The sequence below is a fragment of the Ensifer sp. ENS08 genome, assembly GCF_014852195.1.
Taxonomy (GTDB): Bacteria; Pseudomonadota; Alphaproteobacteria; order Rhizobiales; family Rhizobiaceae; genus Ensifer; species Ensifer adhaerens.
Window position 1 is genome coordinate 23,330 of sequence record NZ_JACVBF010000027.1, and the last position, 22,546, is coordinate 45,875.

Annotated in this window: 16 protein-coding genes and 3 pseudogenes; 10 read left to right on the plus strand and 9 right to left on the minus strand. The window is 60.7% G+C overall.

Annotated elements, in window-relative coordinates:
- Positions 1 to 159 precede the first annotated feature (159 nt).
- The 4 genes and pseudogenes from istA (at position 160) to IB272_RS33060 (ending at position 4,175) form a co-directional block, all read left to right on the plus strand.
- Positions 160 to 1,692 (plus strand): annotated as a pseudogene (istA, locus tag IB272_RS33045) (IS21 family transposase).
- Entirely contained in the window at positions 1,682 to 2,476 is a 795-nt protein-coding gene (gene istB / locus IB272_RS33050; protein ID WP_192445786.1) for an IS21-like element helper ATPase IstB, read from the plus strand. Before istA ends, istB begins: the two are co-directional and overlap by 11 nt.
- Before the next feature lie 572 nt (positions 2,477 to 3,048).
- Positions 3,049 to 3,807: pseudogene (locus IB272_RS33055) on the plus strand (IS30 family transposase); the annotation flags it as partial.
- 95 nt (positions 3,808 to 3,902) lie between these two features.
- The gene (locus IB272_RS33060; protein ID WP_060529892.1) at positions 3,903 to 4,175 is read left to right on the plus strand and encodes a helix-turn-helix domain-containing protein; all 273 of its coding nucleotides are present in this window, start codon (positions 3,903 to 3,905) and stop codon (positions 4,173 to 4,175) included.
- A 479-nt stretch (positions 4,176 to 4,654) separates the two neighbouring features.
- Here the strand turns inward: IB272_RS33060 and IB272_RS33065 are convergent, their stop codons facing one another.
- Positions 4,655 to 5,563 carry a LysR family transcriptional regulator gene (locus tag IB272_RS33065; protein WP_060529891.1) on the minus strand — a complete coding sequence of 303 codons (909 nt, stop codon included), beginning with the start codon at positions 5,561 to 5,563 and terminating at the stop codon, positions 4,655 to 4,657.
- Positions 5,564 to 5,678: 115 nt separating this feature from the next.
- Here IB272_RS33065 and IB272_RS33070 point away from each other — a divergent pair.
- The 3 genes and pseudogenes from IB272_RS33070 (at position 5,679) to IB272_RS33080 (ending at position 8,172) form a co-directional block, all read left to right on the plus strand.
- Positions 5,679 to 6,090: pseudogene (locus IB272_RS33070) on the plus strand (DoxX family protein).
- Positions 6,091 to 6,160: 70 nt separating this feature from the next.
- Positions 6,161 to 7,180 carry an NAD(P)-dependent alcohol dehydrogenase gene (locus IB272_RS33075; protein WP_060529889.1) on the plus strand — a complete coding sequence of 340 codons (1,020 nt, stop codon included), beginning with the start codon at positions 6,161 to 6,163 and terminating at the stop codon, positions 7,178 to 7,180.
- Between the two features lie 104 nt (positions 7,181 to 7,284).
- Positions 7,285 to 8,172 (plus strand): NmrA/HSCARG family protein, encoded by an 888-nt coding sequence (locus tag IB272_RS33080; protein ID WP_060609886.1) that lies wholly within the window; start codon positions 7,285 to 7,287, stop codon positions 8,170 to 8,172.
- Between the two features lie 189 nt (positions 8,173 to 8,361).
- Here IB272_RS33080 and IB272_RS33085 read toward each other — a convergent pair whose 3' ends face one another.
- The 6 genes from IB272_RS33085 to IB272_RS33110 form a co-directional block, all read right to left on the minus strand.
- Complete coding sequence (locus IB272_RS33085) at positions 8,362 to 9,426, minus strand: ABC transporter ATP-binding protein (protein WP_060529887.1); 1,065 nt, start codon at positions 9,424 to 9,426, stop codon at positions 8,362 to 8,364.
- Positions 9,426 to 10,508, minus strand: a complete 1,083-nt coding sequence (locus IB272_RS33090; protein ID WP_192445787.1) for an ABC transporter ATP-binding protein — start codon at positions 10,506 to 10,508, stop codon at positions 9,426 to 9,428. Before IB272_RS33090 ends, IB272_RS33085 begins: the two co-directional genes overlap by 1 nt.
- An 8-nt stretch (positions 10,509 to 10,516) precedes the next feature.
- A complete protein-coding gene (locus IB272_RS33095; protein WP_192445788.1) occupies positions 10,517 to 11,350 on the minus strand; it encodes a carbohydrate ABC transporter permease in 834 nt (277 codons plus the stop codon).
- Complete coding sequence (locus IB272_RS33100) at positions 11,350 to 12,231, minus strand: sugar ABC transporter permease (protein ID WP_192445789.1); 882 nt, start codon at positions 12,229 to 12,231, stop codon at positions 11,350 to 11,352. Before IB272_RS33100 ends, IB272_RS33095 begins: the two co-directional genes overlap by 1 nt.
- Positions 12,232 to 12,321: 90 nt before the next feature.
- Positions 12,322 to 13,878, minus strand: a complete 1,557-nt coding sequence (locus tag IB272_RS33105; RefSeq protein ID WP_192445790.1) for an extracellular solute-binding protein — start codon at positions 13,876 to 13,878, stop codon at positions 12,322 to 12,324.
- Positions 13,879 to 13,966: 88 nt separating this feature from the next.
- Entirely contained in the window at positions 13,967 to 15,019 is a 1,053-nt protein-coding gene (locus IB272_RS33110; RefSeq protein WP_192445791.1) for an NAD(P)-dependent alcohol dehydrogenase, read from the minus strand.
- A 231-nt stretch (positions 15,020 to 15,250) separates the two neighbouring features.
- On the opposite strand from IB272_RS33110, the gene IB272_RS33115 reads away from it, so the two are divergent.
- Positions 15,251 to 17,113 carry a sigma-54-dependent Fis family transcriptional regulator gene (locus IB272_RS33115; RefSeq protein WP_192445792.1) on the plus strand — a complete coding sequence of 621 codons (1,863 nt, stop codon included), beginning with the start codon at positions 15,251 to 15,253 and terminating at the stop codon, positions 17,111 to 17,113.
- A 511-nt stretch (positions 17,114 to 17,624) separates the two neighbouring features.
- On the opposite strand, the gene IB272_RS33120 is transcribed toward IB272_RS33115, so the two are convergent.
- Both IB272_RS33120 and IB272_RS33125 read right to left on the minus strand, forming a co-directional pair.
- A complete protein-coding gene (locus tag IB272_RS33120) occupies positions 17,625 to 18,296 on the minus strand; it encodes an FkbM family methyltransferase (RefSeq protein ID WP_034803387.1) in 672 nt (223 codons plus the stop codon).
- A 236-nt stretch (positions 18,297 to 18,532) separates the two neighbouring features.
- Positions 18,533 to 19,627 carry a LacI family DNA-binding transcriptional regulator gene (locus tag IB272_RS33125; RefSeq protein ID WP_192445793.1) on the minus strand — a complete coding sequence of 365 codons (1,095 nt, stop codon included), beginning with the start codon at positions 19,625 to 19,627 and terminating at the stop codon, positions 18,533 to 18,535.
- Positions 19,628 to 19,901: 274 nt separating this feature from the next.
- On the opposite strand from IB272_RS33125, the gene IB272_RS33130 reads away from it, so the two are divergent.
- Positions 19,902 to 20,882, plus strand: coding sequence for an ABC transporter substrate-binding protein (locus IB272_RS33130; RefSeq protein ID WP_057251674.1), 981 nt, complete (start codon positions 19,902 to 19,904; stop codon positions 20,880 to 20,882).
- A gap of 148 nt (positions 20,883 to 21,030) precedes the next feature.
- Positions 21,031 to 22,545 (plus strand): sugar ABC transporter ATP-binding protein, encoded by a 1,515-nt coding sequence (locus tag IB272_RS33135; protein WP_060521186.1) that lies wholly within the window; start codon positions 21,031 to 21,033, stop codon positions 22,543 to 22,545.
- The last annotated feature ends 1 nt before the right edge of the window (position 22,546 follow it).

Sequence of the window (22,546 nt, forward strand, 5' to 3'; positions counted from 1 at the left end):
TCAATCCCGGAGCATAAGTCGCCGAACCTCCGAGCAGAGGCTTCGCTGTTGGTTTCCGCGCGGAACTGAGCCGGTTAGGCGCATAATTTCCATTGAGAATTGAGCCATGTGAACCTTCCCCTCAACGCGGTGAGCGACGGGGGCAACGGAGTGATCCACATGGGACTTTTAAACATCATCCGTCGGATGGCACTGCGCGAGAAGCTGTCGGTTCGCGAGATCAGCCGACGAACCGGATTGTCGCGCAACACGATCGCGAAGTACTTGAGCGCTGGCACGATCGAACCGAAGTTCGCGATACCAGAGCGACCAAGCAAGCTCGATCCTTTTGCCGATAAACTGGCCGGCTGGCTGAAGACCGAGGCCGGGAAGTCGCGCAAGCAGCGTCGAACGTTGAAGCAGGTTCACGCCGATCTGGTGGCTCTTGGCTTTGCCGGCTCTTATGGCCGGGTGGCCGCTTTCGCCCGTGATTGGCGGGCTGATCGGCAGCGTGAGCAGCAGACGACGGGCCGCGGCATATTCGTTCCGCTGTCTTTCCGCCCAGGTGAGGCATTCCAGTTCGATTGGAGCGAGGACTATGCCGTCATAGGCGGAGAGCGCGTGAAGCTTCAGGTCGCGCGCATCAAGCTGTCGCACAGCCGTGCTTTTCTGCTCAGAGCCTACTGACTGCAGACGCATGAGATGCTGTTCGATGCCCACTGGCACGGCTTCCGGGTGTTCGGCGGCGTGCCTGGTCGCGGCATCTATGACAACATGAAGACGGCGGTCGATCGCGTGGGACGGGGCAAGGAGCGGCAGGTCAACATCCGCTTCCTGGCGATGACGAACCACTACGTCTTCGAACCCGAGTTCTGCAATCCGGCGGCAGGCTGGGAGAAGGGTCAGGTCGAGAAGAACGTCCAGGATGCCCGTCCACGGCTGTGGCAACAGATGCCGGACTTCCCAGATTTGGCGGCATTGAATGCCTGGCTGGAACAGCATTGCCAGAACCTGTGGCGGGAGACATCGCACGGCACCTTGCCTGGCACGATCGCCGACATTTGGGTCGCAGAGCAGGCCGCGTTGATGGCGTTGCCTAGCGCTTTTGACGGCTTCGTCGAGCAAAGCAAACGCGTCTCACCGACATGCCTCATTACCTTCGAACGGAACCGCTACAGTGTGCCTGCATCCTTTGCGAACCGGCCCGTCAGCCTGCGGATTTACCCTGAGCGGCTGGTCGTTGCGGCCGAGGGCAATATCCTATGCGAACATGCGCGGGTCATTGAGCGCAGCCACGACAAACCGCCGCGAACGATTTACGACTGGCGGCATTACCTTGCGGTCATCCAGCGCAAGCCCGGTGCCTTGCGCAATGGTGCGCCCTTCCTGGACTTGCCGTTGGCCTTTCGGCAATTCCAGGACCAGATGCTTCGCCGCCCTGGCGGTGACCGTGAGATGGTCGATATCCTCGCGCTTGTGCTTCATCACGACGAACAGGTCGTCGTCAGGGCTGTGGAACTGGCTCTGGATGCGGGCGTGGCGACCAAGACGCACGTGCTGAATCTTCTGCACCGGCTGATCGACGGCAAGACGACCGACGGCCCGGACATCGATACGCCACATGCGCTGACCTTGCTGCGTGAACCCAAGGCCAATGTCGAACGCTACGACGGCTTGCGCGTCCGGATCGTAGGAGGTCGCCATGCGTCATGATCCTGCCAGCGCGGCCGTCGTCATCATGCTGCGCAGCCTGAAGATGTATGGCATGGCCCAGGCCGTCACGGACCTGATCGAGCAAGGGGCTCCGGCCTTCGACGCGGCCGTGCCGATCCTGTCCCAGTTGCTGAAAGCCGAAATGGCCGAGCGCGAGGTTCGATCCATCGCCTATCACATGAAGGCTGCCCGCTTCCCGGCCTACAAGGACCTCTCCGGCTTCGACTTCGCCGCCAGCGAGATCAACGAAGCGACCGTGCGCCAGTTGCACCGATGCGAGTTCATGGACGGAGCGCAGAATATCGTGCTCGTCGGCGGGCCGGGCACAGGCAAAACACATGTCGCGACAGCACTCGGCATTCAGGCGATCGAGCATCATCGCCGAAAGGTCCGCTTCTTCTCGACCATCGAATTGGTCAACGCGCTCGAGCAGGAAAAGGCCAAGGGCAAGGCGGGCCAGATCGCAGAGACGTTGGTCAGGCTCGACGTGCTGATCCTGGACGAGTTGGGATACCTGCCGTTCAGCGCCTCCGGCGGCGCATTACTCTTCCACCTGCTGAGCAAGCTCTACGAGCGGACCAGCGTGGTGATCACCACCAACCTCAGCTTCAGCGAATGGGCCACGGTCTTCGGCGACGCCAAGATGACGACCGCTCTCCTCGATCGTCTGACCCATCGTTGTCACATCCTGGAAACCGGCAACGACAGCTTCCGCTTCAAAGCCAGCTCGGCCGCTGCGGCCCAGAAGAGAGGAGAAAAAGCCAATCCCTTGACCAAACCCTGATCAGAAAACCATACTCAGAGGTGGCTCACTTCTCGGTGGAAAAACCGGCTCAGTTCCGCGCGGAAACCAACAACTGGATCCTATTTTGGATGATCCGTCGAACCCTCTGCTCGTCGCGGTTTCCGAGATGATCAGAGCGGAATGCGGACGCATTCTGCGTCGCTGAGAGCCTCGAACTTGCGGGCTTCTTGACCCCGATCCGCCTCCGTAGTCCAATCCTTGAACACGCTATGATGGCGCCGATTCTGGCTGAAAACCCCAATCCAAATTTATGGATTCCGTCCTCCGTCCGATCCAAGGTCGTGACATTTCGAATCCAATACCCGCTCGAGTTGTTTGGCGGAATTACCAAACAAAAACAACGACTTCTGATCCAGAATTGTGGGGCGACGCTCATGATCCTGCAAAGTTGGAATGTCACTCTCCCCGGGTTTTGATGACCTGGGAGATTGCGGATGGGATTGATTGCGATGAGCGAGCGCGATCTGCAGCGGATTGAGGTTTTGTCGAAGGTGATCGCCGGACGCATGACGTTGGTGTCGGCGGCACATGTGCTTGAGCTGAGCACCCGCCAGGTTCGCCGGTTGCTGGAGCGGATCATGCATGGCTGGTCGCCGCAGCAGATCGCCGGCCGCATGCGGCTTGAGCGTCATCCGATTTCCGTCAGCTACGAGACGATCTACAAATTCGCCTATTCCGCAGACGGCCTTGCCATCAAGCTGCGGCGGCATCTGCCGGAACGTCGCGCGAGACGTCGACCGCGGCATGCCAGGCGGCGCTACGGCCGCCGTTTCAGCCCGGAACTCAACATTCTCCATCGTCCTGACGCGGTCGACGAGCGCAAGCAGTTCGGTCATTGGGAGTGCGATCTCATTCAATTTCGCAAGAAGTTCGGCAAGGCCAATGTGACGTCGCTGGTCGAGCGAGTCAGTCGCTTTGCCGTCTTCCTGCGCAACAATGACCGGCAATCGAAGCCGATCATGGACGGGCTGATCCAGGCGCTGCAGTCCCTGCCCCATCTCGCCCGCCGGTCGATTACCTTTGACCGTGGCACCGAATTCAGCGAATGGCCGTATCTCCAGGCTGGCATCGGAACGCAGACATGGTTCTGCGACCCGCAGGCGCCGTGGCAAAAAGGCACCGTTGAGAACACCAATCGCCGTGCTCGCAAATGGCTTTCGAGAGAGGTGGATCCTCTATCGATCACCGACGGTGACCTGAAGGACATTTGCGATCGGCTTAACTCGACGCCCCGAAAGTGCCTCGGCTATCGAACGCCCGCGGAAGTCTTCCGCAAGAAACTGCTCGCGCAAATGCGGCGTGTCGGTTAGCGTTGCACGCGCAAGTCGCAGTTCGGCGTGAACTCACACCCTTTGGCCATCGTTTCAGGAGGATGGATGTGGCCCGCTCTTTTGCGCAGTTGAGTATGGATGAACGCCGCGTTATTGCGCGGATGCTTGAGAAGAAGATCAGCCAGGCGGAGATCGCGCGGACGCTTCGTCGCGACCGTTCGACCATTTGCCGCGAGCTACGACGGAATTTCTGGCACGATCGTGAAGTCCCCATTGCCGAGGGCTATTGGCACGTGACGGCTCAACAGATGGCTGAGGACCGGCGTCGGCGCTACCGGAAGCTTTTGCGCGACCCGCAGCTTTGCGCCGCGGTTATGCGTCAGTGTGGCAGACACCCGTCGCCATGATCTCGACAAGCACCTCGCCGGATGCGGCTTTCTGACCTCGATTGTCTCTATCGTCAGGGGTTGATTTGCTATCCAGGCTACGGCGGCAGCGAAGACTGCTTCGGAACTTCGGCCCGGCCCTGCTTCGCTCACCGTTGGCGACCTAGCCTCGCTTTGTTCCATTTCATTGAACTCGAATCTTTCCAACCCTCGACGGAAGAACCAGAAAAGCTGGTAGTTGCCCAAAGCGGCGCAGCTACGGAGCACAGGCCCGCTGCCGTCCACGGCAGCGCAACGGAAGGTCACTTGAATGATCGGCAATCTCGCGACCGCCCACGGGGCCGGAGGTCATTTACTGCTGGTATGAGCGTGGTTTTCAGTCGCACGCCTTTGTGCGCCGGTCCGACCAGTCGAGACTACGCTCGGAGCCGTGTTCGCTGATTTACTGGCGACTGATCATGGCGACGAGGATGTCAGGCTCCATCTGTATGGTGCTTCGGTCAGTCGCCAATTTCACGGCGCTGAACCCGATCCAACAGCCAACGACCCGCCGGTCCCAGAGCTTTGTCGGACCTGTAAACTGCCCTAAGATGATAACGAGCGTCCTTCCATAGGTTCAAGGGGAGCCGCACTAATCGACCGGCTTCCAGGTCAGGTTTTATCATCGGCTCTGGCATGGATCCCCATCCGACCCCCGCAAGTAGCAATGCGTGCTTCGCACCAAGATCAGCCAGGCGCCATGTCTGTTCGGAGAGAACGCCAAAGTCCCGACCCTCAGATAGTTTCGAGCGATCCGATAGGACAAGCTGCACATAATCCCGCGCCTTAAGCGCGGCGACTGCGCTGTCTGTTTCCACGGAAAGCGGATGATTCGGGGCCGCAACCGGAACCATGGCAATTGAGTAGAGTGGAACGAACTCCAAACCCTCTGCAGCCGTCGGCACAGGCCCGCTGATGCCGAGGTCGGCGACGCCGTCGCGCACGAGCTGCGTCACAGCCCCAACAGCCTCGACATGCAATCGCAGGGTAACGGTCGGATAGGCAGCACTGAATGCGTTGAGGATTTCGGTGAGCGTGGGGATCGGCATCATCACGTCGACGGCGAGGGAGACTTCGGCCTCTTCGCCTTGCAGGAGGCTTCTGGTGCGGGTGAGCAAACCGCCCACCTCCCTTGTGACTGCCCGAGCGCCGGGCAACAGTGCCCGGCCCGCCTCGGTGAGGCTCACCCGTTTCGCCGTCCGACGGTCAAACAGCGAGAGGTTTAACTGCGCTTCCAAGTTCGCGAGCTGGTAGCTCACAACGGATGTCGCGCGGTTGAGCTGCCTTGCAGCACCCGCAAAGCTTCCGGCGTCCGCAATGGCGAGGAACACGCGGAGCTGCTCGAGTGTGGGTGGATGCGGATTGTTCATCCCACTTATTAGAACAAATTGCGCAATATTATCCAGCTTTTTGTTCGGTTGATTACCGTCTAGCTAATCGTCAGCACCGTTCCAGTGACCAAGCTCAAGACGAGAGATCTCCGCAATGTCTAACAACATCCGCTACCTTCCACCGGTTGGCCGCTTGCTCATCAGCATGATTTTTCTGGTGAGCGGCTTCTCCAAGATCACCAACGCTGCCATGATCAAGGGGCTACATCGCCTCCGCCGGCCTCCCCCTCCCCGATCTCGCATATCTGATCGCCGTCGTTGTTGAAATCGGCGGTGGCCTCCTCCTTTTTGTCGGCTTCAGGTCACGGATTGTAGCGGGTCTGCTTGCGGCTTTTTGTATCGTGACCGCGTTCGCGTTTCACGCCGATCTGGCGGACCAGATCCAGGCGACGAATTTCCTCAAAAACATGGCGATCGCGGGCGGGTTGCTGCAGATCGTCGCCTTTGGTTCGGGCGCACTTAGCGTCGACGGACGAGGGATTTCCGATCGCTCCCCCGCCGCATGATTGATGTTCTGCCACGCCAGACCGCGGGGCGAGCCCGGTATCGATGACAAGCCAAAGGAAAACATCGCAGATGCGCACTTTTAGACTGACAGCTCCGCACCTGGACGGGCTCGATCTATTCGACGAGCCTATGCCTGAATTGGCACAAAACGAAGTGCTGGTGAAAATGCGGGCAGCGTCCCTCAATTACAAAGACAGCTTCTACCTTAACGGAGAGGACGGAATTCAACTCCCGCGCGCCACCATTCCACTTTCGGACGGCGCAGGCGAGGTCGTCGCCGTCGGCCCGCTGGTGCGTCGTTTCGCGGTCGGCGACCGGGTTGTGGGAAATTTCGTGCAGGATTGGATCTACGGCCCCATCCCGTCGCATGCGGTTGATTCCAGCACGACACTGGGACACGGGATTGATGGCGTGCTCGCAGAGTTCAGGACTTTCCATGAGGAGGGACTAGTCCACCTGGCCCAGAACCTCACCTACGAGGAAGCCGCTACACTTCCATGTGCCGCGGTCACCGCATGGAATGCGGTTCGAAACGTCCGCGCCTGGGAAACAGTGCTCATCACCGGAACAGGCGGCGTTGCGTTGTTTGCACTGCAATTCGCCAGAGCGCTGGGAGCAAAGACGATCGTCATCTCGTCTGGTGATGAAAAACTCGCCCTCGCGAAAGAAGCAGGCGCCAACCACGTCATCAACTACACGACGGATCCCGACTGGCACCTACGCGCCCGTGAGTTCACTGGAGGACAGGGCGTCGAGCACGTCGTTGATGCCGTCGGGTCCGACACGTTGGAACGCTCGATAGCTGCAACTGCCCGCGAAGGCACCGTGCATTTTGTCGGCCTGATGAACCCTAAGGGAGCGCTGAACCCCATGCTGATCCTCGGCGGCACGGTCAACGTGCGCGGCGTTCGGGTCGGCTCGCGCAAGCTCTTCGAGGAAATGAACGCTTTCATCGAAAAGCATGACATCCACCCTGTTATCGGAAAGCGTTTCGCATTCGAAAGCTCCCGGGAGGCATTCGAACACCAGGTTCGCGGCGCCCCCTTCGGAAAGATCGTCATCGACATTGCAGGAGACGGACAGGCTTAGGCGGAAAGAACGCTCTTGCGAAGCGCCTAGTATCTGACGCGAAAACCGGGGAAGCGCAGAAACGCTCTCGGCACCGAAACTCGAGACCGACATTGGAAATGAACATGTCATCCAGAACTGAGAAGACCATCGCCGTCATCGGCGCAACCGGCCAGCAGGGAGGCGCTGTCTTGCGCGCCCTCAAGGTCAATAATCAATTCAAGACCCGTGCCCTCACCCGTTATCCAAGCGTACATAGCGATCTTGCCGACGAAGTCGTTGAGGCTGATCTTGACCGACCGGAGACCCTCAAGCCGGCCCTATCGGGTGCACATGGGCTCTTCCTCGTGACGAACTTCTGGCAAGAGGGGGCCGACGAGATCAAGCAGGCAACAACTGCAATCGATGCTGCTAGAGAGGCCGGTGTCGAGCACCTGATCTGGTCTACACTGCCGGATGTCGAAACGATTAGCGCCGGTCGTTTTAACGTTCCGCATTACACCGGTAAGGCCAAGGTGGATCGCATTGTAAGCTCCGCCGGATTCGCGCATCACACGTTTGTAGTCCCGCCGTTCTATTATCAGAACCTGTTGACGGTGTTGGCGCCGCAGCAGCAATCAGACGGCACCTATGGCTGGACGCTCCCGCTGAACCCAGACTCGCGCAGCATTCACATGGGCGACATCAACGAGTTCGGTGGCATCGTCGCAGGGGCGTTCGCCCGCCCTGAAGTGGCAGGCAATGGCCAATACTTGCCGTTGGTTGGTGACTTCATGAGCTTCGCCGAGATCATTGAAACACTTCGGCAGCTCGGACACGAATTCACGTTTAATCGCGCTCCGCCGGGCGTCTTTCCGGCGGAAGTTGAGGCGACTTTCGATTACTTTGAGGCGCACACTTACATGGGCACGCTCACCGCGGCTGACGTCGAGCTTGCAAACGTGGTCTCGGAAAAGCAGCCGACGAAACTCCTGCCGTGGGCCCGAGAGCACTTCCGATATCAGCCTATCTGACCTCGAAAGGACGCGCGGCGTTTCGCCGCGCGTCCTGGTTGGCTTCCGCTACAACTGCTACAAGGGCACCCGCCAAGTGTTTGCCGAAGGTAGCCGGCGAGAGGACTGAACTGCACGTCCTCCATCAGGGATTCGTGAACGTCGGCTCGTTATTGGGGTCATCTAAAACCGTCGCCCATTTTTCTCGGATCAGCTAAGGAGATCCTGCCCGGTATATAAACGGATTTGATCGGCATTTGCCCGGATTTGCACTTGTCCTGTCGGCAGGGAAACGTCACTCCGGACCTTTATCCGCAAACGGTGTGTCCCGATGGCGACATCCACCACACGGGAGCTGCCGAGGTTCTGCACGGCGAGGATTGAGGCTGGGATCCCAGCCTCTTCGACGGTAGCAAATTGAAGATGCTCCGGCCTTATTCCAAACATTACCTCGCTTGAGTGAGGGATCCCGTGACAGCGCTCTCCGCTCAAGAGAGGAACGCCGCCGAGCCGAAGGTCCCCTTCGCCGCGCTCCGCCCGAACAAAGTTCATTCCAGGAGAGCCAATGAAAGTCCCAACATAAACGTTGCGTGGCTCCTCGAACAATTCGCGCGGGGTGCCGCGCTGGACGACGCGGCCGGCGCTCATGACGAGAATTTCGTCCGCGAAGGTCATCGCTTCGTTCTGATCATGCGTGACGTAGACGACGGTGTGGCGGGTCTGATCGTTGGCCTGTTTGATCCTGCGCCGAAGGTCGAACTTCATGTGGGGGTCGATGACGGTGAGTGGCTCGTCCATGAGAAGCGCCGCGACGTCGTCGCGCACAAGTCCGCGCCCCAGTGAAATCAACTGTTTCTCGCCAGCGGTGAGCCTCCGAGCCGACTGATCGAGACGCGCAGTGAGATCAAGAAGTTCGGCGATTTCGTTCACCTTGCGAGCGATCCGGCCTCGTTCCCAGCCCCGACACTGAAGCGGAAACGCGAGGTTCTCAAAAACGGTCTTCGACTGGTAGACAACGGGAAACTGGAAGACCTGCGCGATGTCGCGGTCTGCTGTCCTGACGCGGGTCACGTCCCGACCTCCCAGCAACACCCGACCGTCGGAAGGGGTCAGCAGCCCGGATATGATGTTCAGCATCGTCGTCTTGCCGCAGCCGGACGGACCCAGGAGCGCATACGTCTTGCCATTCTCGAAGTGAATATCAGTCTTTTCCAGCGCGTATGCGGCGGACGTCCCGTATGTATGCCCGATCCGATCAAGATGGATAGCAACCATCAGTATTCTCCTGTCGTGGGAGCCCGGAGCAGTTCGCCCTCTCCGTCGGTATTAAAGGCGAATAGCCGTTCAGGGCTGAAGGACAGGCGCATCTCGGAACCAGTGAGCACATGATGAACTCCTTGAAGTTGCATCACAGCCTCGCCCAGCGGTGTCACCACGTGCACGAACGTCTCCGATCCGGAAACCTCCGAGAATTCCACTCGTCCGATCACCCCTCCGGTTTCACTGGGCGCGATCTCCGTCGCACGGATACCAAAGCGGTAGGGGCCGCGGGTCAAACCATCCAGATGTCTCGGCACCAGGAAATCGACGTTATTCCCGAAGGTTACACGGACATCTTCAAGTTTTCCCTGCAGGATCGTCATTGGCGGATCGTTGACGATCCCGGCCACGGCCACATTTGCCGGGCGTTCGAACACTTCCTTTGGCGTTCCCGCCTGCAAGATCCGGCCGTGGTGCATCACGACGATGCGGTCGCCCAGCATCATCGCCTCTGCGGGTTCGGTCGTGTTGTAGATCACGATGCCGTCGCTCTGGCTCGTGAGCAGACCGCGAAACTCCTCTCGCAACTGCTCGCGTAGCTTGTAGTCAAGATTGACCAGTGGCTCGTCCAGAAGGAGGATGTCGGCGCGACGTACGAGCGCTCGAGCGAGAGCGACGCGTTGCTGCTGCCCACCCGACAGCGCAGTCGGCGCTCGCGCTCTGAAATCCGAAAGCCCAACCATGCCGAGAGCGGTCTCCGTGCGACTGCGCGCTTCGGCATCCGGGACACCTCGCTTCCGCAGTGGAAAAGCAACATTGTCGAAAACCGAGAGATGCGGATAGTTGATGAACTGCTGGTAGACCATGGCCACATCGCGCCGCCACGGCGGCAACAAGCCGAACTCGCAGCCCTGACGCTCCATTCTGCCGCTGTCGATCGGCTGAAGTCCGGCGATCGCCCTCAGCAACGTCGTCTTGCCCGCCAGGGTGCGTCCAAGCACTGTGGTCAGGCTGCCACGCTCAAACGAGGCTGACACGCCATCGAGGTGGACCTCGCCATTGCGGGCAAGGCCAAGTTTATCGAGAACAAGGGTCATATTGTCTCCTACCGGATCGCGCCGGAAAGCGTGCCGCGCGACAGGAGGCGCTCGGCGAAAACGGCGATAAGGATGAGCGGGGCGACGGACACGAGGGCGGAAGCGGAAAGGCTCCACCATGGCGTCACCGATGAATTCAACGAAACGACGGCGACCGGCAGGAGCTGCGTGTCGGTGAAAGTCAGCGTGAAGGCGAAGAAGAAGTCGTTCCAGCCGAAGATGAGGCAGAACATTCCCGCGACCAGGATTCCGGCTCCGGAGTTCGGCAATACGACGCGCCAGAAGGCCTGGAATGGCGTGCAGCCGTCGAGCATGGCCATCTCGTCTATCTGGCGAGGGACCCCGTCAAAGAAATCGACCATGATCCAAACCGCTATGGGCAGAAGCAGCGCAACGTAGACGAGGATCAGCCCTGCCTTGGTGTCGAGTAGCCCGAGAAACTGGAGCATAAGGAAGAATGGAATCGCCAGCACGATCGGCGGCATGATGCGCTGGGAGACGAAGAAGAAGATGATGTCCGTGTTCTTCACGATGCCAGCCCGGTAGTCGAACCGGGACAGCCCGTAGGCCGCAAGTGTCCCGAGCACGATCGAAATGAAGCTGGCGCTTCCAGTCACGATCAGGCTGTCGAGGTAGGGCTTCGCGATGTCGATGCCCCCAGCACCGCCGAAGAGACTGCGCCAGCCGCCGAGCGAAGGCTCATATCCGACAAAAGGAAGATAGGTCGGACCGCTTGTCACTCCGTTTGCCGACTTGAAGCTCGTGGTCATCGCCCACAGCAGAGGCGCGACAACGAAGGCGCTCCAGAACGCCACGGCGAGGTATTTGAGGATCTTGAGCATCAGGCGCTCCTTCCGATGAATGTGCGAACCAGGAGCTTGGCGACGATCGTCAGCAGCACGATCATGATCACCAGGTAGGTGATGGAAAGGGATGCCGCGTACCCGATCTCGAAATCGCGCAGTCCTTTGATGTAGATGTAGTAGCCAGCGGTTTCCGTCGCGGTTCCCGGTCCACCGGAGGTCAGCACGTAGACGGTCTCCATGATCTTCGACGCCTCGATCAGCCGGATCACGATCGCTCCGATGGACACCGGAACCAGCAGAGGAAAGGTCACGTTGAAGAACGTCCGGATCGGACCCGCTCCGTCGATGGCTGCAGCCAGAAACTGCTCCCGCGGCAGGCTCAGGAGGCCCGCAAGCAGCAGCAGGAACATGAACGGCGTCCATTGCCAGATCTCGACGATCATGACCGCCGCCATCGCGAAGTTCGCGGAGGTGAGCCATGGATAAGGACCAAGTCCGATCGCGCCGAGCAGGTCGTTGGCCGGGCCAAGCGATTCATGAAAGATGGTGCGCCAGATCACCGACATGATCACGGGAGTCGTCATCATCGGGATGAGGAACAGGACCCGGAAGAAGCGGCGCAGGGCGATCTCGCGCCAGACCAGCAGTGCAAGCGCGAATCCGAGCGTGTACTGGATCAGAACGGAGCCGACGGCCATACCCGACAAGCGCAGCATCGCCTCCCAGAACCGCGTGTCGCCAAGAAGGGCTGCGTAGTTCGCCAGCCCGGTCCAACCAAGTCCGGGCGAGATCGCGTCCCAGCCCGACAGCGAGACGCGGAGGGTGAACAGCAGCGGAAAGAGGATGATTGCCAGGAGCACGAGTTGCCCCGGCAGCAGGAAAGATAGTTTGTAGAAGCGAAACCCGGTGTGACCCATGATGCGCCTTGTCCCCATGTGATATCGAACGTTTGAAGGACAGACGGAACGGCGGGCCGCCCCGTCTGTTGCGTCGCTTAAGCGATTGCCTCAGCGTCCCCGGTCCTCGAGTTCAACAACGTTCGCATAGGCCGCACGAACCTTGTCCGCTCCGACCTTGGCGACGATCTCGGTCCACTGGGCAGCCACGCCGTCGAGCGCTTCCTGCGGGCTCTTCTGCCCGGCCATGGCTTCGGCCACTCCGTTGGCGAGTGTCGACATGAACTGGTTCACGCCGGGGACGCGCAGGTCAAAGACTCGGTTGGTGCTTTCATCCATGCCGCTGAGGGTGAGCACGTAGGTTTCCGCCACCTTCCGGTCCCAGCCGAGCTTGTCCTGCCAGAATTGCGGGTCGAAGTGCGTCCTGCGGTACGGGTTAACCCCGAAGCGGCCGATCTGCAGGTCGAGGGTGGTGTTGGCTTCATTCGAGAAGAAGCAGAGATAGTCGAACGCCATGTCCTGGTTCTTCGACGCCTTTGCGACCGCGGAGGTCCAGCCCCAGGTGACGTATGGCGGCGCGTTCGGCACTTCGAACTTGTCCCAGGTCTTCGTCGTGCGGTTCCAGACTTCGTTGGCACCGGGAAGCGGGGCTGCCGCGACCTTGTTGCGGATCGGGCTGTCCTTTTCCTGAGCCTGCACGAAGGCATCATCCCAGGAGTAACTCATCAGAGTCTGGCCGCCGCCGAACGAGAAGATCTCATCGCCCAGCCCGAAGTTCGCGCCCCCCGGCGGGAAGGCCTTCTGCGCGTCGATGAACATTTCCAGGGCCTTCACCCAGCCCGGATTGTTGACCTGCGGTTCCATCGTCTCGAGATCAAAGAAGAAGCCGCCTTTCACGTTAGGGTTTTTCGCATACGCGGCCGCACGGCTGATGAAGGCCGAGAACATCAGGTCGTCGCGCTTCGTCACTTCAGCGCTTCCGAAATGCGGCTGGCCGTCGCCGGCCCAATCCCAGCCCGAGAAGAACTTCGCAATCGCGTTGTATTCCTCCCAGGTTTCCGGGACTTTGAGGTCCTGCCCGGTCTCGGCCTTGTATTTGACCTGCATCTCCGGATTGTCGAAGATATCCGAGCGGTACTTCATGTAGTGACGGTCGCCGTCGACCGGATACTGCACCATTTCGGCGCCCCAGGTCGCGACGTCCTTGTAGTTGGTGGTTACGTCATCGAGGCCGCTGAGTTCCTTGTAAGTGTCGGGAACGGGGGCGAGGAAGCTATGAAGGTCCCCGATCCACAGCGAAGGGTAGAACAGAACGTCGTACGCCGCCTGCCCCGTTTGGAACGGAATCATGATGCGCTGATAGAGATCACCGAAGGGGATATGGACGACATCCACCTTGGCCCCGGTCAGCGCCTCGAACTGCCTGGCGTGCAGGTCGGTCGGCTCTCCGATCACCGGAACCGCGTGACTGATGACCTTCAGGGTGCGCCCGGAATAGTCCTTCTTGTCGATCGCCTCGTATGAGCACGCGCCGGGGACATCCTTGGCTTTGCCGTACTTTGCGTAATCGCCGAACTGGCTGTAGTCGATCTCCGCCGCTTGAGCGCCAGATGCGACTGTCGTCGCGAGAGCGCAAGCCGACGCATAGAGGAAGTTCTTCAGTTTCATGTGTGGTCTCCTCCCACAGGTTGCCCGAGTTGGTTTTGGTTGGGTTGGTTCGCTCGGGAGGGCCCTGCTGACGCCTCCCGATCGTTCTTCATGGGATCAGGACGGCGCGGCCGTGGATCTTTCCATCACGGAGATCCCGAAGGGCTTGGTTGGCGTCGGCCAGGCGGTACTCCACGGTCGTGAGATCCACGAGACCGCGGTCTGCAAGCGCCATCAGCTCGGTGAGTTCGGCCCACGTGCCCACGAGGTTGCCGACGATGTTCTTCTCGGTGATGACCAGGTCGACGGTCGGCACGCGAATGTCCTCGCCGTACCCGACAACGTAGTAGCTGCCCATCGGACGGGTCATGGCGAGCCCCTTCAGGGTGGTGCCCTTTTCGCCGACGAAGTCGATGACCGCCTCGGCGCCCTGCCCGTCCGTCAGCTCAAGCACGGCCTCGACCTCGTTGCCGTCGGCCTTGACGAGCTTGTCGGCCCCGATCTTCCCCGCAAGCGCGAGTGACGCGTCGGAAATGTCCACCACGATCACGTCTGCCGCGCACATCGCCTTCAGGCACTGGATGCCGATGTGGCCAAGGCCGCCCGCGCCAATGACGACGCAACTCTCACCCGGCAGCAGGTGGCGGGTCGCCTTCTTCACCGCCCGGTAGGCAGTCAAACCCGCGTCGGCATAGGGAGCGACTTCCTTCGGTGCCAACGTCTTCGGCAGCGGCACGATGTTTCGCTCAGAGGTGCAGAGGTACTCGGAATAGCCGCCATTGCAGTCGAGCCCGGGAAACTTTCCAGGCCCGTGCATGTCGAAGCCGCGTCGGCAGGCGAGGCAGCTGCCGCCGGAGATCTTCGGGTGGACGATGACCGGATCCCCGACCTTGATGCCCTCCACTTCCTTGCCGACCGCCTCGACCCAGCCCGCATTCTCGTGCCCCATGATGAGCGGTAGCAGGCTGTTGCCGGAGGGATCCATGTGTGGGCGCCAAACGCCTTCGATGATGTGAAGGTCCGTCCTGCAGACCCCTGCGCCTCCGATCCGGACGATGACGTCGCTGGACTTGGTGATCTTGGGATCGGGTACATCCTGCAGCGAGACCCACTGGTCTGCTTTCAGATAGTCGTCGTATTGGGTCAGCACCTGTGCCTTCATGCCTGTCACTCCTCGTTCCGCGGGACAACAAGTCCGCGTTCGGCGGTGACGGTAGCAAGGGCTGTGCCAGATTTATTTATCTATGTCTTTCAGGTATTTAACCGAAACTACGCATGTCCGGAGTGTGAACTGGTTGAACGCCTGTACATTCGAAAGTGTTCAGTTTCTGTCTATTGCAATGGCAGCGCGCGCGACGCATTTTGGGCCGGGATGAGCGCATGAGGAGGAGCCATGCATCTTTCAGGGATCGAGCGCGCCCGCAGCGCACTGGAGGTTGGTGGCCGCCTGCCGCTTGGCGGCCTGCCTTCTCTCGTGGCCGACAGTTGGCAGCGATGCCGTGATCTGGGATTGGACCCGAATGCGGAGCCGCAAAGCTGCGTCGTTCCGTTCGCGCGGGTTAACGAACGGCGCGAGCACAATGCAGCGCTGCGCAGACTGGCGCTGGCCGAGATGCAGCTCCTCCATTCCCAGATTGCGGGATCCAATTTCATGATCGCCCTCGCTGATGCTGGCGGCGTGGTGCTCGATACCATCAGCGACGCTCACTTCGCCGACAGTTCCGCCGGAAGATCGATCATTCCCGGAAGCCTCTGGGACGAAGGGCTGCGCGGGACGAACGCGTTGGGCCTTGCTGCGGCGAACCACAAGCCCGTCGCGATTTATGGCCGCGAGCACTACTTCGCCTGTCACGGCCACTTGAGCTGCATGGCAGCGCCGATTCTCAATTCCCGCGGTGAGATTCTCGGCCTGCTCGACGCTTCCTGTGCCCATGAGGCCCGTCAGGAGCACACCCACGCGCTCGTACGGATGGCGGCCGCCCAGATCGAAAATGGACTGATCTACCAGGAATGTTCGGAAAGCTTCATTTTCGCCTTCCACCCGCGTGTCGAATATCTCGATACGTTGTCCGCCGGCCTGCTGTCTGTCAGCCGGGACGGACTTGTGATCTCGCTAAATCGGCCGGGGCGCGCACTGCTGACCGGGTTGCCTGCAATGATCGGCAGTCGCTTCGACGATCTGTTCGAAGCTGGATTCGGAGCGGCGATGGACGAGCTCCTCGGCGGTGGCGCCATTCGGATCCGCGACAAAGCCGGAAGCGGCGTGTTCATGGTCTGCCGCCAGATCGGACTGCGCAAAGCGGTCATGCCTTCCAGCCCGCTACTTGCCTCACCTGCCCTTCTGCCGCGAGCGGGAGCGCCTGACTTTGTGTGCGACGATCCGAAGGTAAATCGGTCGATTGCCGACGTCGCCGACGCGGCAAAGCTGCGCATGCCCGTCCACATCACGGGCGAGACGGGCACCGGAAAGGACCTGATGGCCCGCCACGTCCATACCTTGAGTGGGCGCAAGGGCGAGTTTGTCGCTGTGAACTGCGGTGCCCTACCGGAAAACCTGTTCATAGCCGAGATCTTCGGCCACGAGCGTGGCGCGTTTACAAACGCACGCACCGAGGGCTCGCCGGGCCTTGCCCGCGCCGCCGACAAGGGAACGCTGTTCCTTGACGAGGTTGCCGACATCCCGTTGGCAGCGCAGACGTCGCTTCTGCGCTTCCTGGACAGCATGGAAGTGCGATCCGTAGGGGGACATAAGATCGGAAAGGTCGACGTCCAGATCGTGTCTGCCACAAATCGAAATCTGCAGGAAATGGTGGCGGCCAGGGAGTTCCGCGCCGATCTCTACTACCGTCTCAACGCCTTCAGCGTCAGTCTTCCGGCGCTCAAGGACCGCAGCGACTTCGCCGGCGTAGTCCGGCACCTGATGCAAGGATTCGCTCCAGACACGCCGATCACGGATGCGGCGATCGCCCGTCTCGCCGCCCACTCCTGGCCAGGCAACATACGTGAACTGAAGACCACACTCCAACGCGCCCTCGTGCGGCGGCGCATGGACTACCTTGACGAAGACTCCTTCGACGACAGCGGAGTGGGTGGGAGGCACGCCGACGACACTTGCGACAGGTGTCACTCGCGCCCCCTGGACCGAAGCAAATGCAGCGAAATACGGTCGACCTATCATATCACCGGCCAGAACATCGCAAAGACGGCGCGCATTCTGAGATTGTCGCGAACGACGGTGTACAAGCACGTGCGCTAGGAGCTTGCGCGCGGACAGATCAGGCCGCTGCCCGTCTCAAATAAATCGATAGACCCATGCCATCGCTCAGTACTTGATCGAAGCGCTTCGCTCCGGCGCGATTGCCCTTCTCGCTCCGAACGGTTAGTTGCGCGGTTGACTGCTCTCGAACGAGTGACACGCCGTCGCCGGGGTCACCGCGCGTCCCTTCAATGTATTGCCACGGTAGCGGCCACATGACGATGCTCAGTATATCTCGATTTCTGCTAGAAGCAGATAACACGGTTTCTTGGTGGGGCGTCACGGCTGGTCTAGCGCGACGATGAACCTATGCTGAGCAATCCAGCGCGCCTTAGTTGGCGAGTGACTGACGACGAGAAGCAAGCCTCTACTGCCCTCCGCCCCTCATACTAAGACTCGACGTTCGCGCGGGACTTCGACCGGAAGCACCTGCCTCCCGGGTGCCATGGATGTGGCAAGATCGCCACCAAGTACCCAAGCGCAACCAGGTGAGAGCGACGATCCGCCTGCTCTAGTGCCAATCCAGGCAGACGTTCGTGATCTTCTCCCGTTCGATCCGCAAGCGCAGCGCACCGATCCGGGCGGCTAACTCTTCCGAGAAGAATTCATGGGTTTCCACCAGGATCAAGTCGATCTGACGCTCGAGGCGTTCCGCGAGCAGGGCTTCGAGGACTTCAGCCTCGTAACCTTCAATGTCGAGTTTGAGGATGCGCACGCGCTCCGGCAAACCACGAATGTATTCAGCCAGGTTGGCGATCTCCACCTGAGCAACGGGTGCCGTCGTGTGAACGTCGCGACGCATCAAGGAGGAGGCAATCGTCTCCTTGATGTTGCCATCGGCAAGCGCCTCGGTCTGATAGAATGGCGCAAAGCCGGCGGCCGCCCCGACAGCCTTCTGCTCGATGACTAGTCGCGGCTCGTTCGGGAAGCGCGCTTTGAGGACCGCAAGTGCAGTCGGGTCCGGCTCAAACGCAATTACCTTCATTCCCTTGGCCAGGAAATAGCCGCTGACATCACCCACGTTGGCGCCGCAATCAAGCACCAGTGCACCCCTTGGCAGTCTGCGCACGGCCGTCCGCATTTTCAGCAGGGCACCTTTGAAGGCATCTCCCTGCTTGCCCCTGCGCTTTCGATAGAGATGCCAGCGCAACCACGAAACCCAGTAGGCTTCCTTCTCAAACATCAATAACCAATCCCAATACCGCGATTGCAGTCTGCTGGACGCAGACTCACGGACCGCCGAAAATCACCGCGGCCGGATAACACACGTAACCGTTGTGTACAAACGAGCGTTTTGATGGCGGTCGTGCTAATGACACACGCTGAGCAAGGGATCCGAAGTATCTAGATTACCGGCGTCGGCGTCACGGCCCCGCGCGCGCCGCGGCGGGGCAAGGGAGGGAGCGCTGCTGACGGCGTTTATCGAGCGCTCTTTGAAGCTCTGGCTGCGGACAGGAGAGCGGTGGTATCGCGAATCACCAGCGGTCCGTCGACTTTTATCGTCATCGGCCGCATGTGTTTTCCGTGGATCGCCATGTCGATCAGGAGTTCAGCCGCCTTCTGGCCCATTTCGTAGTTCGGCAGCACGAGGGTCGAGAGCGGCGGATGGGTGTAGCGCGCCAGTTCCTGGTCGTCATAGCCCATCACCGAGAGATCGGTGGGAACCCGCAAGCCCTTCTCCTGCGCCGCCTCCATGACGCCGATCGCCATCAGGTCATTGCCGCAGAAAATGGCTGTCGGCGGGTTGGGCATGGAGAGCAGGTCCAGCCCGGCCTCGTAGCCGCGGAGCGGCAGCCAGTCGCCATCGCGCACCAGCGTCTCGTCGAAAGCGATGTCGGCTGAGGCAAGCGCCTGCTTGTAGCCTTTTAGCCTATCCATGGCGGCGTCCATCCAGCACTCGCCGTTGATGAAGCCGATGCGCTTGTGGCCGAGCGCCGTCAGATGCGCCGTGGCGGCGAAACCGCCGGCGACCTCGCCCGGCACGATCGCCACATGCTGGCGCGGCTCGCAGTAACAATTGAGAAGCACGGTCGGCAGCGGCGCCAACGCCTCGGGAACGGCAACTTTGCGGGTGAAGATCGTCGCGTAAATGACGCCGGCGATGGAGGGGTCCCGCAGGACCGACCGCAGAACCGCTTCCTCGAGTTCCGGATTCGAGCGGGTGACATGCGCCGAGACCAGCATGCCTTGCTCGAAAGCATAATCGCGAATGCCATCGAGGCTGACGACCGGGTGCGGGCTGGTGGAGATTTCATCGACGATGAAGGCGATTGTGTCCTTCTCTACCGCCGGCGCCGCTGCAACCGGACCTCGGGTCGCTGGCAGTTTATAACCGATTTTATGAGCAGCCTCGCGCACCTTCTGCTGCGTTTCGGGCGAGATGCGCGAGCCCGACATCTCGTTCAGCACCAGGGAAACGCTTGACTGGGAAACGCCGGCTATCCTGGCGACATCCGTCATGGTTGGGCGTCCTTCCCCCTTTTTCTCCAGATTTCGCCCGTTTCCCTTGGCCATGTGTGCTCCCCTACCCTACAGCACCGCGCGTCTAGGAGACGTGCAAAGGTCGCTGTAGCACTTTGAATTTCTGCATGTTTTTCCCCTTCAATCGGAGACGATTAAAGGAAACATGCAGTTGAGCGTGCATTGCACCGCACGCGGGCTTTTGCAAGTGCTCATAAATTTTGGCCTTGACTGCTAATATTATTAGCGCAAGATTTGGAGATGTGAAGCGCAAAAACGCTCACGTCCGGTAGAGGAGCACCGGCCAATCTGGGAGGAGAACCCGATTATGACCACGATTTCCCGTCGTACCTTCATGCTGGCGGCAACGGCCGTCGGCGCGCTCGCCCTTGCGGGTGTCGCGATCGCCGAAGTGCCGAAGCTCGAGCAGAAGGACAAATACAAGGTCGGCTTCGCGCAGACCGAATCCAACAATCCCTGGCGCATCGCCCAGACGAACAGCATGAAGGCCGAAGCGGAAAAGCTCGGCTTCCAGCTCGTCTATACGGATGCCGCCGGTTCCGCCGCCAAGCAGGTCGCCGACGTCAACTCGATGATCGCTCAAGGCGTCGATGTGATCTTTCTCGCGCCGCGCGAAGAAAAGCCGCTGATCCCCGCCGTCATGGCCGCGAAAAAGGCGGGCATTCCAGTGATCCTGCTCGATCGCTCGGTCGATCCGTCGTTGGCCAAGGCCGGCGAGGACTATCTGACCTTCATCGGCTCGAACTTCGTCGAAGAAGGCAAGCGCGTTGCCGAATGGCTGGTAAAGAACGCCAACGGCAAGTCGAAGATCATCGAGCTCGAAGGCACGACCGGGTCGTCGCCCGCCAACGACCGCAAGAAGGGCTTTGACGAGGCGATCAAAGCGGCCGGCGGTTTCGAGATCGTCGCCTCACAGACCGGCGATTTCGCCCGTGACAAAGGGCGCCAGGTGGCAGAAGCCCTGCTCCAGGCCCATCCTGATGCGGACGTGATCTACGCCCACAACGACGAAATGGCGATCGGCGCGATCGCGGCACTCGAAGCGGCCGGCAAGGTGCCGGGCAAGGACGTCCTGGTGCTATCGATCGATGGCGGCAAGGAGGCCGTGCAGGCGGTTGTCGACGGCAAGATCGCAGCCGTCGTCGAGTGCAACCCGCGCTTCGGGCCGAAGGCGTTTGAGACGATGATGCGCTACGCCAAGGGCGAAAAGATCGACCCGATGATCATCAACGACGACAAGTTCTACGACGCCTCCAACGCGGCCGCCGAACTCGCCAACGCCTATTGATCCAATCTCCCGAGCCTCCACGGCCGGGACGGCGCAACCGTCTCGGCCGTCTTTTTGACGGCAGCATGACCTTCAGCCCGTTCAAGTGTAGGCTGATGACGCCCACCCCCAAATGGGGCGGCGGATGGCGAAGATAGGGAGGAGACCCATGCTTCTGTCCATGCAGGGCATTTCCAAAGCGTTCGCCGGCGTGCCGGCACTGAAATCCGCCTCGCTCGAGGTCGAACCGGCGGAGGTCATGGCGCTTGTCGGCCAGAACGGCGCCGGCAAGTCGACGCTCATCAAGATCCTGACCGGCGTCTATCGCCGGGACGAAGGCAGCATCGCCTACGACGGTCGGGATGTCGATTTCTCGATGCCGGCTGAGGCGCAGGCCGCCGGGATCGCAACGATCTACCAGGAAATCAATCTCGCCCCGCAGCGCTCGGTGGCGGAGAACATCTACCTCTCCCGCGAGCCGAAGCGGTTCGGCATGATCGATTATTCCGCCATGCGGCGCGGGGCCGAAGCGGTGCTCAAAACCTTCAACCTGACGATCGACGTCGACCGTCCCGTCGCGCATTTCGATGCGGCGACACGGCAGATGGTGGCGATCGCCCGCGCGGTGACGCAGAGCGCCCGGCTCGTCATCATGGACGAACCGACGTCCTCGCTCGACGAGCGCGAGGTCGCCATCCTCTTCGATACGATCCGCACACTGAAACGCTCCGGCGTCGCCGTCATCTTCATCGGCCACCGGCTCGACGAACTCTATGAGATCTGCGACCGCGTGACGATCATGCGCGATGGTCAGACGGTCGCCAAAAGCCCGATGGCGGACATGCCGAAAATGGCGCTGGTGCGCCACATGCTCGGCAAGGAGCTTGCCGCCTTTCAGGCCATGGCACCGGAGAAGGACGCGCCGGTGCGGCCCGTCCGCCTCGAACTCGACAAGGCGGGCGCCGGCGTGCGCGTGCGCGACGTCAGCCTTGCTGTGCGAGAGGGCGAGATCTCCGGCCTTGCCGGACTGCTCGGCTCCGGCCGCACCGAAACGGCGCGCCTGATCTTCGGCGCCGATAGGATGGAGCGCGGCACGATCCGCATGGAGGGACAGGGACGCAGCTATCGCGAACCGGCGGATGCGATCGCTGATGGGATCGGCCTCGTGTCCGAGGACCGGAAGATCGATGGCATCGTGCCCGACATGAGCATCCGCGAAAACATGACGCTCGCCTTGCTGCCAAAGCTGAAGAAAGCCGGTATCGTCGACCGCGCGCGCCAGGATGAGATCGTCAGCCGCTACATCCGGGCGCTTGGCGTCAAATGTGCCTCCCCCGATCAGCCGATCAAGGAGCTTTCCGGCGGCAACCAACAGAAGGTGCTGCTCGCCCGCTGGCTTGCCACAGACCCGCGGGTCCTCATCGTAGATGAGCCGACGCGCGGCATCGACATCGGCGCCAAATCGGAAATCCTCAAACTCCTGCGCAGTCTCGCCGACGAGGGTTTGAGCGTGCTGATGATTTCGTCTGAACTCGAAGAACTGCTTGCCGCCGCCGACCGCGTGACGGTCCTGAGCGACGGTACTTCCGTCGCGACGCTGTCGCGCAAGGACTTGAGCGAGACGGCGCTGCTTGCCGCCATGGCCCACCAGGAAGTCCACCAGGAAGCCCACCAGGAAGAATGAC

What these genes read in the sequence shown, in the direction of transcription:
- IB272_RS33090 (WP_192445787.1), bottom strand. Translation starts at nt 10,508, where the DNA reads ATGACCCTTGTTCTCGATAAACTTGGCCTTGCCCGCAATGGCGAGGTC.
- IB272_RS33125 (WP_192445793.1), bottom strand. Translation starts at nt 19,627, where the DNA reads ATGGCCAAGGGAAACGGGCGAAATCTGGAGAAAAAGGGGGAAGGACGC.
- IB272_RS33100 (WP_192445789.1), bottom strand. Translation starts at nt 12,231, where the DNA reads ATGGGTCACACCGGGTTTCGCTTCTACAAACTATCTTTCCTGCTGCCG.
- IB272_RS33075 (WP_060529889.1), top strand. Translation starts at nt 6,161, where the DNA reads ATGCGCACTTTTAGACTGACAGCTCCGCACCTGGACGGGCTCGATCTA.
- IB272_RS33080 (WP_060609886.1), top strand. Translation starts at nt 7,285, where the DNA reads ATGTCATCCAGAACTGAGAAGACCATCGCCGTCATCGGCGCAACCGGC.
- IB272_RS33065 (WP_060529891.1), bottom strand. Translation starts at nt 5,563, where the DNA reads ATGAACAATCCGCATCCACCCACACTCGAGCAGCTCCGCGTGTTCCTC.
- IB272_RS33120 (WP_034803387.1), bottom strand. Translation starts at nt 18,296, where the DNA reads ATGTTTGAGAAGGAAGCCTACTGGGTTTCGTGGTTGCGCTGGCATCTC.
- IB272_RS33110 (WP_192445791.1), bottom strand. Translation starts at nt 15,019, where the DNA reads ATGAAGGCACAGGTGCTGACCCAATACGACGACTATCTGAAAGCAGAC.
- IB272_RS33115 (WP_192445792.1), top strand. Translation starts at nt 15,251, where the DNA reads ATGCATCTTTCAGGGATCGAGCGCGCCCGCAGCGCACTGGAGGTTGGT.
- IB272_RS33060 (WP_060529892.1), top strand. Translation starts at nt 3,903, where the DNA reads ATGGATGAACGCCGCGTTATTGCGCGGATGCTTGAGAAGAAGATCAGC.
- istB (WP_192445786.1), top strand. Translation starts at nt 1,682, where the DNA reads ATGCGTCATGATCCTGCCAGCGCGGCCGTCGTCATCATGCTGCGCAGC.
- IB272_RS33105 (WP_192445790.1), bottom strand. Translation starts at nt 13,878, where the DNA reads ATGAAACTGAAGAACTTCCTCTATGCGTCGGCTTGCGCTCTCGCGACG.
- IB272_RS33130 (WP_057251674.1), top strand. Translation starts at nt 19,902, where the DNA reads ATGACCACGATTTCCCGTCGTACCTTCATGCTGGCGGCAACGGCCGTC.
- IB272_RS33135 (WP_060521186.1), top strand. Translation starts at nt 21,031, where the DNA reads ATGCTTCTGTCCATGCAGGGCATTTCCAAAGCGTTCGCCGGCGTGCCG.
- IB272_RS33085 (WP_060529887.1), bottom strand. Translation starts at nt 9,426, where the DNA reads ATGGTTGCTATCCATCTTGATCGGATCGGGCATACATACGGGACGTCC.
- IB272_RS33095 (WP_192445788.1), bottom strand. Translation starts at nt 11,350, where the DNA reads ATGCTCAAGATCCTCAAATACCTCGCCGTGGCGTTCTGGAGCGCCTTC.